Raw genomic sequence first — 15969 nt, 5'->3', positions numbered from 1 at the left:
ATCACTAGCACTTACAATAATTGCAAAGTTTAAACGATTTACATTTACATAACTTTACCTGATTACCCATGATTAGCAGTCAGTTACCACGAACTATACTGATCTTACGTACAGTTATCGAGGTGCGAGATCATGGCCAAAAGCAAAATCCAATTCCAGAAAGGCTACAGCCTGTTTGAGTTTCTCAAGGACTATGGCACTGAGGCTCAGTGCGAAAACGCGCTGTTCACTTGGCGTTTTCCTAACGGCTTTGTCTGCCCTGAATGTGCCAACAAGACCTGTTGTCGCCTGAGAAGGCGGCCACGTGTGTGGCAATGCAATCACTGCCGTCACCAGATGTCATTGACTGGAAACACGATTTTCGCAAACACCAAGCTCCCACTGACCAAGTGGTTTCTGGCAATGCACCTGTTGTCACAAACCAAAACAGGCTTGTCAGCGATGGAGCTAAAGCGCCAGTTGGGCGTCAAATATGACACCGCCTGGATGCTCAAGCACAAGCTGCTGCAAGCCATGAAAGAGTCCGATGACAAGCAGCCCATCAGCGGCATCATTCAGCTCGATGATGTCTACTGGGGTGGCGAGCGCCGTGGTGGCAAACGGGGTCGGGGCGCGGCAGGCAAGACGCCGTTTGTGGCAGCAGTGGCCCTGAACAAGGAAGGACATCCAATCAAGATGCGGATGACGGTGGTCGATGGTTTCAAAACCAAGTCCGTTGCTGATTGGGCAAAACGGCATATTGCCAGTGGTAGCGCGGTGATATCCGATGGATTGGCCTGTTTCAAAGCGGTCAAGGAGGCCAATTGTGAGCACCTGGGTGTTGTCACCAGGGGCAACCTGGACTGGCTGGATCATCCGGCATTCAACTGGGTAAACACGATGATAGGAAATGTGAAAAACTCGCTGCGGGGCAGTTGTCATAAGCTCGGAGCGAAGCATTTACCAAGGGAAGGTGCGAACAAGTTCCTGATATGAGATCATCATATTCATCCGGAGCGCATCCCAGAGGGACATCATGAGCCATCAACTCACCTTCGCCGATAGTGAATTCAGCACTAAGCGCCGTCAGACCCGAAAAGAGATTTTCCTCTCCCGCATGGAGCAGATTTTGCCATGGCAGAATATGACCGCTGTCATCGAGCCGTTTTATCCCAAGGCGGGCAATGGCCGACGGCCCTATCCGCTGGAGACCATGCTGCGTATTCACTGCATGCAGCATTGGTACAACCTGAGCGACGGTGCCATGGAAGATGCCCTGTACGAAATCGCCTCCATGCGCCTGTTTGCCCGATTATCCCTGGATAGCGCCTTGCCTGACCGCACCACCATCATGAATTTCCGCCACCTGCTGGAGCAGCATCAACTGGCCCGCCAATTGTTCAAGACCATCAATCGCTGGCTGGCCGAAGCAGGCGTCATGATGACTCAAGGCACCTTGGTCGATGCCACCATCATTGAGGCACCCAGCTCGACCAAGAACAAAGAGCAGCAACGCGATCCGGAGATGCATCAGACCAAGAAAGGCAATCAGTGGCACTTTGGCATGAAGGCCCACATTGGTGTCGATGCCAAGAGTGGCCTGACCCACAGCCTAGTCACCACCGCGGCCAACGAGCATGACCTCAATCAGCCGGGTAATCTGCTTCATGGAGAGGAGCAATTTGTCTCAGCCGATGCCGGCTACCAAGGAGCGCCACAGCGCGAGGAGCTGGCCGAGGTGGATGTGGACTGGCTGATCGCCGAGCGTCCCGGCAAGGTAAAAACCTTGAAGCAGCATCCGCGCAAGAACAAAACGGCCATCAACATCGAATACATGAAAGCCAGCATCCGTGCCAAGGTGGAGCACCCGTTTCGCATCATCAAGCGGCAGTTCGGCTTCGTGAAAGCCAGATACAAGGGGCTGCTGAAAAACGATAACCAACTGGCGATGTTATTCACCCTGGCCAACCTGTTTCGGGTGGACCAAATGATACGTCAGTGGGAGAGATCTCAGTAAAAACCGGAAATAACGCCAGAAATGGTGGAAAAAATAGCCTAAATAGGCTGATTCGATGTGTTTGCGGGAAAAAAATCGGCCCAGATCCGCGAAATTTTAATCAGCGAGTCAGCTTGGGAAGAAATGACCTGCTTATTCGCACCTTCCATAGCAGAAAAAAACGGACAAATTATTAGCGCTGGCTCGCATTTCTCCTGTTTATCGGCAATTAATGTTCCATAAAGGAACAAAAATTCTTTTCTACGTTCCGTTATGGAATCAATTTTGACGGCATTTTATTTTGCGCCCGCTCAGCCAGAATCACTACATCGCCGGGCTACCCTTATAGACAGGCGACCTCCCCCTACCCTACGGAGCATAAACAATGAAAAAACTGATTAACCGTGTGGAAGATGTACTGAGTGAACAGCTTATCGGCCTGGCGAAGGCGCATCCTGAACTGACGCTGCACCAGGACCCGGTCTATGTCACCCGCGCTGATGCACCGGTCGCCGGCAAAGTGGCGCTGCTCTCCGGCGGCGGCAGCGGACACGAACCGATGCACTGCGGCTACATCGGCCAGGGCATGCTCTCCGGCGCCTGTCCGGGGGAAATTTTCACCTCGCCGACGCCGGACAAAATGTTCGAATGCGCGATGCAGATTGACGGCGGCGAAGGCGTCCTGCTGATTATCAAAAACTATACCGGCGACATCCTGAATTTTGAGACCGCCACCGAGCTGCTGCACGAAAGTGGCGTTAAGGTTACCACCGTCGTGGTGGATGACGACGTGGCGGTAAAAGACAGCCTCTATACCGCCGGACGCCGCGGCGTCGCCAATACCGTGCTGATTGAAAAACTGGTCGGCGCCGCCGCCGAACGCGGCGACTCGCTGGAAGCCTGCGCTGAACTGGGCCGCCGTTTAAATAACCTTGGTCACTCGATTGGCATCGCGCTGGGCGCCTGCACCGTACCGGCCGCCGGACAGCCCTCCTTTACCCTGAAAGATGATGAGATGGAGTTCGGCGTCGGCATCCATGGCGAGCCGGGTATCGACCGCCGCCGCTTCAGCTCGCTCGACCAAACCGTCGATGAGATGTTCGATACCCTGCTGGAAAACGGCGCATACAGCCGCACGCTGCGCCAGTGGGATAACGTCAAGGGAGCGTGGCAGGAAGTGAAACAGAGCAAAACCGCGCTGCAAAACGGCGATCGGGTTATCGCGCTGGTCAATAACCTCGGCGCCACCCCGCTTTCCGAACTGTACGGCGTTTACAACCGCCTTGCCCAGCGCTGCGAAGCGTCCGGCATTGTGATTGAACGCAACCTCATCGGCAGCTACTGCACCTCGCTGGATATGGCGGGTTTCTCCATCACCCTGCTGAAAGCGGATGATGACACGCTGGCGTTATGGGACGCCCCGGTCCATACCCCAGCGCTGAACTGGGGAAAATAAGGAGCACGACATGTCACTGAACAGAACGCAAATCGTCGACTGGCTGTACCGCTGTGGCGACATTTTCACCAAACAGAGCGATTTTCTCACCGGCCTTGATAAAGAGATCGGCGACGCCGACCACGGCCTCAATATGCATCGCGGCTTCAGCAAAGTGGTCGAAAAGCTGCCGTCGATCGCCGATAAAGACATCGGTTTTATTCTCAAGAATACCGGGATGACGCTGCTTTCCAACGTCGGCGGCGCCAGCGGCCCGCTGTTCGGCACCTTCTTTATCCGCGCCGCCCAGGTCACCCAGGCGCATCAGAGCCTGACCCTCGACGAGCTTTATCAGATGATCCGCGAAGGCGCGGACGGCGTCGTCAACCGTGGTAAAGCGGAGCCGGGCGATAAGACGATGTGCGACGTCTGGCTGCCGGTGGTGGAATCCCTGCGTCATTCCAGCGAGCAACATCTGTCTATCCCTGCCGCGCTGGATGCCGCCTGCGAAGTGGCCGAGCGCGCCGCCCACGCCACCATCACCATGCAGGCGCGTAAAGGCCGCGCCAGCTATCTCGGCGAGCGCAGCATCGGGCATCAGGATCCCGGCGCGACCTCGGTGCTGTTTATGGTTCAGATGCTGGCTGCCGCCGCCAAAGAGTAAGGAAATCGCGATGGTAAACCTGGTTATTGTTTCTCATAGCGCCCGGCTGGGCGAAGGTGTCGGAGAACTGGCCCGGCAGATGTTAATGAACGATGGCTGTAAGCTGGCGATCGCCGCCGGGATCGACGATCCCGACAGCCCGATCGGCACCGATCCGATTAAAGTCATGGAGGCGATCGAATCCGTCGCCGATACCGACCATGTTCTGGTGATGATGGATATCGGCAGCGCCCTGCTCAGCGCCGAAACCGCCCTCGATCTGCTCGATCCGGCGATGGCGGCAAAGGTGCGGCTGTGCGCCGCGCCGCTGGTCGAAGGGACGCTGGCGGCCACCGTCAGCGCCGCCTCCGGCGCCGGGATCGACAAAGTTATCGCCGATGCCATGAACGCCCTGGAAGCCAAGCGGGTTCAGCTGGGTTTACCTTCGCACACGCCTGACGCCGCCGCCCCAACGCTTGCTGACGACGGCGATGCTAAATCGGTTTCAGTCATTATTAACAATCACAACGGCCTGCACGTGCGTCCGGCATCAAAGCTGGTCGCCGCGCTGGCGGGTTTTAACGCCGACCTGGTGCTGGAGAAAAACGGCAAATGCGTCACCCCGGACAGTCTGAATCAAATCGCTCTGCTACAGGTGCGCCGCCACGATAAGCTGCGCCTGCTGGCCCGCGGTCCGGACGCCGATGCGGCGCTGGCGGCGTTTCAGGCGCTGGCCGCCGATAACTTCGGCGAGTCACCGGAGGCGCAGCCGACAGCGGAACCCGCCATACCTGCGCGTGTTGAAGGCGCCGCGATGCTTTATCCGCTGGCGCCGATCCAACCGGCGCTCCCCGCCGCCGCCGACATCGCCCGCGAGCAGCAGCGCCTGCGCCAGGCGATCGACCAGACGCTGGCCGATCTCAATGCGCTCACCGAGCTGGCGGAACACAAATTTAACGCCGATATCGCGGCGATCTTCGCCGGTCATCACACCTTGCTCGACGATGAAGATCTGTTTGATGCCGCCAACGATCGCCTGCTCACCGAACAGTGCTCGGCGGAATGGGCGTGGCATCAAGTGCTGATGGAGCTCAGCCAGCAGTATCGTCAGCTGGATGACGCCTATCTGCAGGCCCGTTATATCGATGTCGACGATATTCTGCAGCGCACGCTGCGCCATCTGCAGGGTATTAAGGAGACGCTGCCATTCGCCAGTGAGCCGACGATTATTATCGCCGACAATATTTATCCCTCGACTGTACTCCAACTGGATGCCAGCAAGGTCACCGGCCTGTGCCTGCGCGACGGCAGCGAACAGTCCCACGGCGCGATTATCGCCCGCGCGGCGGGGATCGCCTGGCTATGCCAGCAGGGCGAAGCGCTGAATGATATTCAGCCTGGCGAAGCCATCACGCTCGATATGCGTCTGCAACGTCTTATTCGTCGCTAAATCCACTTTGACCGTTACCACTCCGGGGGCCCGCCTCCGGAGGGTGAGTTTTCGCTTACTGATCAGGAACCACTATGTCTCAATTCTTTTTTAACCAGCGCGCCAGCCTCGTTAACGACGTGATCGAGGGAACCATTATTGCCAGCCCGTGGAACAACCTCGCCCGCCTGGAGAGCGACCCGGCGATCCGTGTAGTGGTACGCCGCGATCTGAATAAAAACAACGTGGCGGTGATTTCCGGCGGCGGCTCCGGCCATGAACCGGCGCACGTCGGCTTTATTGGTAAAGGCATGCTGACCGCCGCGGTCTGCGGCGATCTGTTCGCCTCGCCGAGCGTCGATGCGGTACTCACCGCGATTCAGGCGGTGACCGGCGAGGCGGGCTGTCTGCTGATCGTTAAAAACTACACCGGCGATCGGCTTAACTTCGGCCTCGCGGCGGAGAAAGCACGCCGTCTTGGCTATAACGTAGAGATGCTGATCGTCGGCGACGATATTTCGCTGCCGGATAACAAACAGCCGCGCGGTATCGCCGGGACTATTCTTGTGCATAAGGTGGCGGGCTATTTCGCCGAGCGCGGCTTCAACCTCGCCACCGTCCTGCGTGAAGCGCAGTACGCAGCCAACAACACCTTCAGCCTGGGTGTTGCGCTTTCCAGCTGTCATCTGCCGCAGGAAGCGGAAAGCGCGCCGCGCCATCAGCCCGGCCACGCCGAGCTGGGGATGGGCATCCACGGCGAACCGGGAGCCTCGACGATCGCGACCCATAACAGCGCGGAAATCATGCAGATTATGGTAGAGAAGCTGACCGCCGCCCTACCTGAAACCGGCCGCCTGGCGGTGATGCTCAATAATCTCGGCGGCGTGTCGGTGGCCGAGATGGCGATTCTGACCCGCGAGCTGGCCAACACCCCACTCCATGCGCGCGTTGACTGGTTGATTGGCCCGGCTTCGCTGGTAACGGCGCTGGATATGAAAGGCTTCTCGCTGACCACTATCGTGCTGGAAGAGAGCATTGAAAAGGCGCTGCTGTCGGATGTCGAAACCGCCAGTTGGCAGAAGCCGGTGCAGCCGCGGGCTGTTAATATCATGCCGTCCGCGCTCGCCAGCGCACGCGTCGCCTTTACGCCATCGGCCAACCCGCAGGTGGGCGATTACGTGGCGCAGGTGACCAGCACCCTCTCCGGCCTCGAAACCCATCTCAACGCGCTTGACGCCAAAGTGGGCGACGGCGATACCGGCTCCACTTTCGCCGCTGGCGCGCGTGCGATTGCCGCTCTATTGCAACGCCAGCAACTGCCGCTCAATGATTTACCCACGCTGTTCGCGCTAATTGGCGAACGCCTGACGGTGGTGATGGGCGGCTCCAGCGGCGTATTGATGTCGATTTTCTTCACCGCCGCCGGGCAGAAGCTGGAGCAAGGCGCCAGCATGGCGGAAGCGCTGAACGCCGGTCTGGGGCAGATGAAATTTTACGGCGGCGCCGATGAGGGCGACCGGACGATGATTGACGCTCTACAGCCGGCGCTGGCGGCGCTGCTGGCCGAACCGGATAATCTGCAGGCCGCTTTCGCCGCGGCGCAGGCCGGCGCGGATCGCACCTGCCAGTCGAGCAAAGCCGGCGCCGGACGCGCCTCCTATCTCAATAGCGAGAGCCTGCTCGGCAATATGGACCCCGGCGCCCACGCGGTGGCGATGGTGTTTAAGGCGCTGGCGGAACGCTAAGCCTCACCCGGTGGCGCTGCGCTTACCGGGGCGACATAACACCATTGAAAGGTAGCCCGGAGAAGGCGCAACGCGCCGCCATCCGGGTTTACCACACTGCCGATTATTTGCTATGCCAGTACGCCTGCGAACGCACCAGTTGCTGATCGATACTCGGCTCCTCAAAGCGCGCCAGCAGCGATTTCACCACGCCGCCTTCTCCGGTCAGCCAGATAAAATAATCTTCTGACGGCACCTTGACCTGAGCCAGCCGCTCGGCGACGAACGCCGGGTTGTGGCCTACCACCCATTCGATATTAAAGCCGTCGAGATCCGCCAGATAATCTTTATACGAAGCATCCGCGACGGTGACGATGGCCGTCACCTGCGGCGTCACCGGCAGCTGACGTAATCCCAGCAGGCGACGGCGCAGCGCCGGCATGCCCGACTCGTCACAGACATAAAGCTGCCAGGCGTAATCTTCCGGCACCACCAGCGAGCCGGGCGCACGCCCTCGCCCCAGTTAATGCCTTCGTCGGTCACTTCCGGCGGCGTAAATACGCTGCCCGCCTGCGGGAAAAACAGTTTGGTGTGGTCGTCAAAACCTTGTGAAACAAAGCCATCCAGCGCCTCGCCCCCCAGCACGATCCGCTGGAACGCCTGGCCGATACGCTCAACGCGCAGCACGGTTAATTCGCGAAAACGTAGTTCGTTACGCACGCGCTGTGGGTAGCGTGAGGTGTTTTTTGTCATTTTTTCGCCTTCGTGAAGATAATACGATATATCTAAATTTATTTTTAAATGATAATGATTGCTAATCAAAAAGATTGCAAGCACTTTTTTGATATAGTCAGCTTGAGATTAAACAGCTATCAGCAACCCATAAAAACCATTAATAATCATCAAATTAAACAAAAATTATTTTATAGACTTGCAAGTCGATAAACTTTAGATATAAATTAGATATATCTAAATAACATCAGGAGACGATGATGCAAAACCATCATGAAGGTTGCTGTAAACATACAGAGCACCAACACGAAGGCTGCTGCAAGGGTGAAGGACATCACCACGAAAGCCGCCACAGTGAGCACCATGCAGGCTGCTGCAAAAGTGAAGAGCATCGCCACGCAGGCTGTCACCAGAAACATCACCACGAACAGGGTGCGGACGCCGCCACGGTCGCGGCGGAGGTGGTGGTCGTCGCCAGTGCATCTCCGTCACTAACAACGAAGTCGCTGCCGACGAACAGAAAAAATTGCGCGAACAGGGCTTAAGGCCTGGAGATCCTGATTGGGAAAAGTGGGGGATCTGTGATTATATCACCAAACCACGTGTACAAGCTGCTATCACAGGCAAAACGCCGAATGAACAACCGATTAAGGGCAATTATAGGTTTACAGACGAGTTCCCAATGTCTGACGGTTTTGAGGAAAATGCCGAGTTTTTCACTCTGACCTACGAAGCTGAGAAGTCGGTTAGCCACAACTTGGCCTTTGTTCGCATTGCGCCGTTGCTATGGCTACGCGCGGGTGCGCGCGGCGAACGTATTGAAAAAATACCGGGTATACGGATTTAATGGTTGATGGGGCACCTTCACCCCATCAATCTGATACCACCCTCAGATGGTTGATAGATCGACTCCGTAGTTGAGTTCCTCTGCGAAGTCCGGCAGTCCGTAACCGATGGTTTTCTTGTAGAAAGGAGAGACCTTCGCAGTCGGTGCCTTCTTCTTGTGCTTCGTGGTGTAGAGCATTCGTGCCCGCATCACCTCGAAGGAGTAACCGCGCCCTTCACGGTTCTTGTCCTTGGCCAGTCGGTTGATGGACTCCGTGTAAGCGTTGGTGACGGGCATGTCCGTCTCGAAGTAGGTCATGGTCTCTTCGCGCCAGTTTCCCACTGCCCTGACCAGATCGCTCCAGACTTCCTTTTGGCCCTTCGGGATGGTGGCTATCCACTCGTCCAGGGCGGCTTCTGCCTGGAGCCGTGTGGTGGCGTCCCAGATGCCGTAGAAGCGCTCCTTGTGCTCGTAGGCGGCCAGCAGTTGCGGGAACGCGCCTGTCCAGGTCTCCATGATGAGGCGCTCCCGGTCTGAGACTTCGTGAGCGCGTTTCAGCAGGATTTTCCGGTCTCCCTTGAGAGTCCGGCTCTGGGACGGTTTCAGCTCCTTTCTGAGGCCCTTGCGCACTCTCTCTAGGGCATCGTTGGCCATGCGCACCACATGGGACTTATCGACCACGATACGGGCCTGGGGCAGCACAGCCTTGACCGCTGCCCGGTAGGGGTTCCACATGTCCATGCTGACGATCTCGACCTTCTGCCGGTCTTTCAGCTTCATCAGGTAGTTGGTCACCACGTCCTGGCGGCGGGTGGCCAGCAGGTCGAGCAGGGTTCGCTCCTCAATGTTGGTCAGAATGCAGCGGTAGCGCTTGTTCAGGTATAGCTCGTCAATGCCCAGGATGCGGGGCGTCTCGAAGCGGTGCCAGCGCCCCAGGAACTCGGCGCGGGCGTTGAAGATGTCGCGCACCGTCTTCTCGTCCAGGCCGGTCTGTGCCGCCACAAAGGTGTAGGGGTGGTTGAAGGATTCCTTCTCCACGTACTCATGCAGCCGCAGTGTCATACGGAATCCGTCCACCATCTCCGGTAGCTGGGGCCTGAATGTTGTCTTGCAGGCCCGGCAGGTGTATCGGCGGCGGACCACCCAGAGAGTGACCCGCTTGCCGTGGATGGGCAGATCACGATAGGGAACGTCACGCTTGCCGAACCGTACGAACTCACCCTGCACGCCGCATTCCTCGCAGGCGATGGGATCGGGCACGTCCACCTGGAAGTGCATTTCGTCGTCGGTTGATTTGCAGCCCAGTACTTGGTATTGCGGCAGGTGAAGGATGTTGTCGGGAAGTTCGGTCATGGTGTTGTATAGGCGTAGGTGTCAGTCAGATCCATCCGACTCGGCATTGGTGTTTGCTTTTTTACCCAACAAGCTGCTGGAAACGAAAAGTAAGGCACCGAGGACAATTGCAATATCAGCCAGGTTGAAGGCCGGCCAATGCCAGTCTCGCCAATAGAAATCAAAGGAATCCACAACATAGCCGCGAAAGACCCGGTCAATCAGGTTGCCCATGGCGCCACCGAGGATAAGACTGTAAGCGATGGCTTCTCCTTTATGACGATTTTCAAGGATCAGCTTGATCAGAAAAATCGAGACCACTACCGCGATTCCGATAAAAAAGTAGCGCTGCCAGCCTCCACCATTCGCAAAAAGACTGAATGCGGCACCGGTGTTCCATAGGTGCACCCAGTTAAAGAACGGGGTCACCGAAACATACTCGCCATAGGCCATTGATTGCTGCACCAGCCACTTTACAGCCTGATCAGACGCTGCCAGCAGGCCCGATATGGACAATAGGGCATACGGCGAGAGCTTTTTGCCAATAATGAGCATTATTTAACCCTTCAACGCCAAAATGCGTCTGGCACCGTTAAGTACAATGCCCCCCGCGATGGTGCCGATAATCAGATCCGGATAATTGGAACCGGTCCACGCGACCAGGGCGCCGGCGGTGATGACCCCCAGGTTGATCACCACGTCGTTGGCCGAGAATATCCAGCTTGCCTTCATGTGCGCCCCGCCTTCCCGATGTTTGGATATGAGCAGCAGACAACTGGTATTGGCAATCAATGCGACGAATGCGATAGCCATCATCACCAGCGATTCAGGCTCACTACCGAATACAAAGCGTCTCACCACCTCTACGAGCACGCCCACAGCCAAGATCAGTTGCAGTACACCAGCAAGATGCGCGGCACGTACCTGCATTTTCACGCTATGTCCAACCGCATAAAGGGCAAGCCCGTACACCGCCGCATCGGCAAAATTGTCCAGGGATTCTCCAATCAGGCCGGTGGACCGGGCGATCAGACCGGCAGTCATTTCCACCACGAACAGAAGTGCATTGATGCCGAGCAACCAGCGCAGGGTCCCGGATTCTTGCTTAGCAGAAGCTGCCGAAAACTCGGCGGCCTTGATGGTCTCCGGATTTGCAGCGACGGTTTCCTGAAGCGAGGCGCCTAGCCCCAAGGTCTTCAGTTTCGAGGTGACGGGCTCGACCTCGCCGTCATGCACGACCTTCAGCCGGCGGTTCGACAAGTCGAAGGACAGCGCCCGAATCTCCTCAAAGCCGTTCAGGGCTAGGCGAATCATTCGTTCTTCTGATGGACAGTCCATCTTCGGCACGGCATAAACACTGACCCATCTCCCTGGCGCCTCGGAGGAGGCCTGTATATCGGTATCCGCTGCGGACGTTGCATCACCGCCACAGGCGCCACCACAGGATTTGCTCATGATACGACTCCACTTGAACAATGTTGTGGTACCATTTAAAACTATAAAGCTACTATAAGGTCAATAGAGTAAAGAATCCGTTGGGGAGGAGGCTGATGCGCATTGGTCAGTTGGCGCAGTTGGTAGGGGTCGAAACACAGACGATCCGCTTCTATGAACAGCAGGGCTTGTTGCCGCCGCCTGATCGGCAGGACAACGGTTACCGTGTCTATACCGAGAAGCATGGTGAGGGGCTGGCCTTCATCCGTCGCTGCAGAATCCTGGGCCTGTCACTGGCTGAGATTCACGAACTACAGAGCTATCAGGACGACCCTCATCAGCCTTGTACCGCCGTCAACGCCTTGCTCGATGATCACATCTCTCATGTGCGGTCGCAGATAACCGCTCTGCAAGCGCTTGAGAAACAACTCGTTTCACTGAGAGCGAGTTGCAACGATGACCGGGAAGTTGAGGCGTGTGGGGTTCTTGCTGGAATTAGCGAAGGAAACATGCACCAGCAGTAGGTGAAGCATCAACCAGATAATCCGATGAGATGCCGGTCTGTCTCACTCTCATGCAAAGGTAAGATCAACCATTTAATCCGCTTACCCAAAATACCTACTAAAGGATGGGAAGTGACCGATGCGTACGGTCTACTGCTAGATGTAGACCAAGCAACCCCATTCATTGAAGCCATTGATACCTCCAGTGGCGTGTGCGTGGCTTTCATCGTTACTGATGATGACCGTCACTTCCAGTCTGTAACAAAACGTTTGCCAAAAGATGTTGAACCAGTGCGGTTATACGAGTCGTACCTGACCAATTTCAGCTTCACCAGTGGGGAATGGACAGAATGAAATTTACTCTCAAGGACTATCAGCGCGATGCGGTACATGATGCTCTGGCGAATCTCAGGAAGGCTCGACGTTACTGGCACAACGAGAGCGACAAAAGCGCCTTCTCTTTAACGGCTGTAACCGGTGCGGGTAAGACCGTCATGGCTGCTGCTGCATTTGAAGCATTGTTTCATGGTGACGACGAATTTAATTTCGATGCAGATCCCGGCGCGGTGGTGATCTGGTTCAGTGATGATCCAGCACTGAATGAGCAAACCCGTTTTCGCCTGATGGAGGCGAGTGACCGTATCAACTACAACGATATGGTGGTAGTTGAACATCCCTTCAGTCGGCGTAAGTTTCAGGCTGGAAAAATCTATTTCCTTAACACGCAGAAGTTTGGCAAAAAAAGCCTCCTGGTGCGCGGGTTCGATGATAAAGGCGGCCTTTTCGAAGCAGCCCCTGATGCACAGGCTTATACGCTGTGGGATACCATCCAGAACACCATCGAAGACCCGGATCTGACCCTTTACTTAGTGCTGGATGAAGCGCACAGAGGGATGGGCTCGTCAACGGCTTCCAGTGAAGCTGCTAAGAGTACTATTGTACAACGGCTTATCAATGGTTCGGCTGGAGTGAAGGGTATTCCAGTAGTGTGGGGTATTTCCGCCACAGTTGAACGTTTCGACAAAGCCATTGCCAATGCTGGTCATCATGTCAAACTGCCGAATGTGGTGGTTGACCCCGCTAAAGTGCAGGAATCTGGACTTATCAAGGACGATATCATTCTGGGTGTGCCTGATGAAGCTGGTGACTTCGATACCGTGTGGGTACGCCGTGCTGCCGACAAACTCAGGGAAGCGACCGATGCCTGGGCAGAGTACGCAAGACAGCAGGAAACCGTGCGCGAAGTAGTGCCGCTAATGGTATTCCAGGTACCTAATACGCCTGACCCGAATGAGGTGGGGCGTTGGCTGGATACGTTATTCTCCCGTTATCCTGAATTGTCCATTGACAGTGTTGCTCATGTCTTCGGTGAACACACCACACAACGTTTCGGCCAACATCAGGTGCCTTATATTGAACCGCAGCGGGTGCAGGAATCAACCTGGATGCGAGTACTGATTGCTAAAGATGCCATCAGCACTGGCTGGGATTGCCCACGTGCCGAAGTGATGGTTTCCTTCCGCGCAGCCAGCCACAGGACGCATATTACGCAATTGTTGGGGCGTATGGTGCGTACTCCATTGGCGAGACGTATTCCGGGTAATGAGCGTTTAAACTCTGTAGAATGCCTGTTGCCCAAGTTTAATACCAATACCGTGAGAGATGTCGTCAATACCTTGTTTAAGGGCGATGATACCTCTCCTCCAAGCGGACGCATCCTGGTTAACCCTGTGGAGATGAAACCTAACCCGGCTGCTTCAGCTGAAGTATGGGAAGCATTTGAAGCGCTACCTTCTCAAACCCGACCACAGAAAGGAGCCAGACCCGCCAGACGTCTGACCGCGCTGGCACAGGAACTGGTTGATGACGGCATTCTTGATGGGGCAGTCAGGAAATCCCATGCTGCTTTGCACGCTGTTCTGGACAAGTTCCAGATAGAAAATGCCGAGAAAATCAAAAACAAACGCAATGCAGTGCTCGTCGTAGATGGTAAGGCTGTGGTTGCCAGCCTCAAGAACAAAGCAATGACCTTCAACGAATTCTGGGAGGAGGCGGACGTAACGGTGATTGATGACGCCTACCGGCGTGCAGCCCGAATTTTCAGCCCGGATGTTTCACGTACCTATGTCGAATATCTGGCCGATAAGGTTGCGGATCGAGAAGAGGATGCAGAGGAATATCTGGAAGCAATCATGGAGGCTCGTGTTACCGTTGCTGGCATGGGGCTGGTGATGGAGGTGCAGGATTACTTCGATGGCGAGGCCGATAGACTGGCGAAGGCGTGGCTGGCCGAGTACACACCGCAAATCAAGTCGTTGAAAGATGAGCGTAAAGAGGCCTATCGTCAAATCGTCGAAATGAGTACCGAACCGCAGGATGTGGATCTGGTCAGGCCGGCGAACAAGTTTGAAATGACCAGGGTGCGTGAAGGTGAAAAGGAAGCTGACCTTCCAGTCTGGAAACACCATTTGTTGTGTGACGAAAACGGGATCTATCCGGCTCTGTTGAACCATTGGGAAACCAAGGTTTTTGAGATCGAAACCAAACGTGAAGGATTTGCTTTCTGGTATCGTAATCCACAGTACACAGGGCAGTCGTCACTGGGAATCGCTTATGTTGAAGCTGAACAGTACAAGATTGTTCGTCCCGATTTCCTGTTCTTTGCCGAACAGGATGGCAAAATGGTTGTGGACCTGGTAGATCCACATAGCCTACATCTGGCTGATGCTTTGCCCAAACTGAAAGGACTTGCGCTATATGCCGAACATCATTCTGATGCTTACAGGCGAATCGAATCTGTCGCCGAAGTAAAGGGTAAATTACGAGTGTTAGATTTGAAACGGCAGGATGTGCAGGATGCTGTTGCTACCGCTGAAAATGCAGAAACGTTATTTAGTAGCGGACTTGCTGATGACTATCAGTAATCTATAGAAAATTGCGTAACGAAACTGCATTTTAGTAATTTTTTGAAACAATACAAATAAGGCCTTCTCACTGAGAAGGCCATTACCGACTTACAGTTCGATTTGGCTACAGCCGAAGTTACGGTCTCCTTCACCAAACACTTTGCTTTCAACTTTGGTCAGGTAGTCCAGTCGGGTTAACAGCGCCTGGTAGTTCTGCTGGAAGTCAGTACTATTGGTGTCTAGCACATACTTACAGTTTTCAGGAAAATGGACCAGACCAGGGTGATCGTCTCTCTCCAGTCTCAGGGCGCTGTACCAGGCTCCTGTGATCATCCCTCTAAGGTTATCGTCCTGATCGTAATCCCCGAGGTGGTAGTAAGCGTCTTTGTTGAACAACAGGCAAATGTGATAGTGGCATTTACCTGATTCAGAATACTCTTTCGCCCATATAATAAATAAAGGGCAACGGTAGATGCGTTTATCCTCACGCACCTTACGGGTACGGTCAGCCTCCAGCTTAGCTCTGAGGGATTCACGCATCCGGGATATCACCCCAGGTTCCAGGTTAGGGAAGCAACAAATATTGTCACCGTCATCAACTATCTTCGGATAGTGGAGATCGACACGTACAGCAATTAACCTAGGATACCGGTTAGTCAAATAACATAATAATTTATTAATCTTACTCTGATATTCGAGGATATGTACTCCATGAGTACCTTGATATGTTTTCATAATATATACCTGTAGTTGGTCCTACGGTCTATAGCAGACCGTATAGGGATGCCATACAGGTAGGGCTATTCATGGTCACTGTTGTCGGTATATACTGGTATCAGATTTTAGTACGGACATACTGATCTGATTACTACTCTTACTGATTAATACTGGCTAATACAGGTAGTAAGGGTATACAACGCCATTATAATACCTATCCAACATCTAAATCTGAGACGAAGGTAGCCCCAGCCTGTGATGGCTGTTTAAAAGTCACTCTGCAATTAGCTTCGAGAAAAAATAATATTTCTGA

The 15969-nt window shown here is 54.8% G+C and carries 14 protein-coding genes and 3 pseudogenes; 12 read left to right on the top strand and 5 right to left on the bottom strand.

Annotated features, from left to right (window positions below):
- Positions 1-132: 132 nt before the first annotated feature.
- The 7 genes and pseudogenes from ACQ0PY_RS03425 to ACQ0PY_RS03395 form a co-directional block, all read left to right on the top strand.
- A pseudogene (locus tag ACQ0PY_RS03425) lies at positions 133-948 on the top strand (IS1595-like element ISKpn3 family transposase); the annotation flags it as partial.
- A 67-nt stretch (positions 949-1015) separates the two neighbouring features.
- Positions 1016-1996, top strand: coding sequence for an IS5-like element ISKpn26 family transposase (locus tag ACQ0PY_RS03420; RefSeq protein ID WP_032669182.1), 981 nt, complete (start codon positions 1016-1018; stop codon positions 1994-1996).
- On the top strand, positions 1978-2172 hold the full coding sequence (locus ACQ0PY_RS03415) for a hypothetical protein (protein ID WP_306292842.1): 195 nt from the start codon (positions 1978-1980) through the stop codon (positions 2170-2172). Before ACQ0PY_RS03420 ends, ACQ0PY_RS03415 begins: the two co-directional genes overlap by 19 nt.
- 188 nt (positions 2173-2360) lie before the next feature.
- Entirely contained in the window at positions 2361-3431 is a 1071-nt protein-coding gene (gene dhaK / locus ACQ0PY_RS03410) for a dihydroxyacetone kinase subunit DhaK (RefSeq protein WP_020077889.1), read from the top strand.
- A 10-nt stretch (positions 3432-3441) separates the two neighbouring features.
- Entirely contained in the window at positions 3442-4074 is a 633-nt protein-coding gene (gene dhaL, locus ACQ0PY_RS03405) for a dihydroxyacetone kinase subunit DhaL (protein ID WP_007372179.1), read from the top strand.
- A gap of 10 nt (positions 4075-4084) precedes the next feature.
- The gene (gene dhaM / locus ACQ0PY_RS03400; protein ID WP_032669181.1) at positions 4085-5503 is read left to right on the top strand and encodes a dihydroxyacetone kinase phosphoryl donor subunit DhaM; all 1419 of its coding nucleotides are present in this window, start codon (positions 4085-4087) and stop codon (positions 5501-5503) included.
- Positions 5504-5577: 74 nt separating this feature from the next.
- Positions 5578-7227, top strand: coding sequence for a glycerone kinase (locus tag ACQ0PY_RS03395; protein ID WP_032669180.1), 1650 nt, complete (start codon positions 5578-5580; stop codon positions 7225-7227).
- A gap of 103 nt (positions 7228-7330) precedes the next feature.
- Here ACQ0PY_RS03395 and ACQ0PY_RS03390 read toward each other — a convergent pair.
- Positions 7331-7959, bottom strand: a pseudogene (locus ACQ0PY_RS03390) (siderophore-interacting protein).
- A 239-nt stretch (positions 7960-8198) separates the two neighbouring features.
- On the opposite strand from ACQ0PY_RS03390, the pseudogene ACQ0PY_RS03385 reads away from it, so the two are divergent.
- A pseudogene (locus tag ACQ0PY_RS03385) lies at positions 8199-8416 on the top strand (PadR family transcriptional regulator); the annotation flags it as partial.
- A 48-nt stretch (positions 8417-8464) separates the two neighbouring features.
- On the top strand, positions 8465-8785 hold the full coding sequence (locus tag ACQ0PY_RS03380; protein WP_044066934.1) for a hypothetical protein: 321 nt from the start codon (positions 8465-8467) through the stop codon (positions 8783-8785).
- Between the two features lie 42 nt (positions 8786-8827).
- Here the strand turns inward: ACQ0PY_RS03380 and ACQ0PY_RS03375 are convergent, their stop codons facing one another.
- From ACQ0PY_RS03375 to ACQ0PY_RS03365, 3 genes are read right to left on the bottom strand one after another with little or no spacing between them, the layout of a single operon-like run.
- Positions 8828-10117 (bottom strand): ISL3-like element ISPpu12 family transposase, encoded by a 1290-nt coding sequence (locus tag ACQ0PY_RS03375; protein ID WP_032669179.1) that lies wholly within the window; start codon positions 10115-10117, stop codon positions 8828-8830.
- A 21-nt stretch (positions 10118-10138) separates the two neighbouring features.
- Entirely contained in the window at positions 10139-10651 is a 513-nt protein-coding gene (gene lspA / locus ACQ0PY_RS03370; RefSeq protein WP_003821921.1) for a signal peptidase II, read from the bottom strand.
- 3 nt (positions 10652-10654) lie between these two features.
- Positions 10655-11551: a cation efflux transmembrane domain-containing protein gene (locus ACQ0PY_RS03365; RefSeq protein WP_004364974.1), complete on the bottom strand. Its 897-nt coding sequence runs from the start codon at positions 11549-11551 to the stop codon at positions 10655-10657.
- A 95-nt stretch (positions 11552-11646) separates the two neighbouring features.
- Here ACQ0PY_RS03365 and cadR point away from each other — a divergent pair, with 95 nt between their 5' ends.
- The 3 genes from cadR to ACQ0PY_RS03350 all read left to right on the top strand — a co-directional run bounded on the left by cadR (position 11647) and on the right by ACQ0PY_RS03350 (position 14957).
- A complete protein-coding gene (cadR, locus tag ACQ0PY_RS03360; RefSeq protein WP_004364961.1) occupies positions 11647-12054 on the top strand; it encodes a Cd(II)/Pb(II)-responsive transcriptional regulator in 408 nt (135 codons plus the stop codon).
- Positions 12055-12165: 111 nt separating this feature from the next.
- Entirely contained in the window at positions 12166-12387 is a 222-nt protein-coding gene (locus ACQ0PY_RS03355; protein WP_032669177.1) for a hypothetical protein, read from the top strand.
- A complete protein-coding gene (locus tag ACQ0PY_RS03350; protein ID WP_055321947.1) occupies positions 12384-14957 on the top strand; it encodes a DEAD/DEAH box helicase in 2574 nt (857 codons plus the stop codon). Before ACQ0PY_RS03355 ends, ACQ0PY_RS03350 begins: the two co-directional genes overlap by 4 nt.
- A gap of 90 nt (positions 14958-15047) precedes the next feature.
- On the opposite strand, the gene ACQ0PY_RS03345 is transcribed toward ACQ0PY_RS03350, so the two are convergent.
- A complete protein-coding gene (locus ACQ0PY_RS03345) occupies positions 15048-15674 on the bottom strand; it encodes an inovirus Gp2 family protein (RefSeq protein WP_032669173.1) in 627 nt (208 codons plus the stop codon).
- Positions 15675-15969 lie beyond the last annotated feature (295 nt).

The sequence above is a fragment of the Citrobacter sp. LST-B2 genome, from assembly GCF_057983045.1.
The sequence above is the reverse complement of the archived record's forward strand: the minus strand, read 5'-3'. Positions and strand labels throughout refer to the sequence as shown.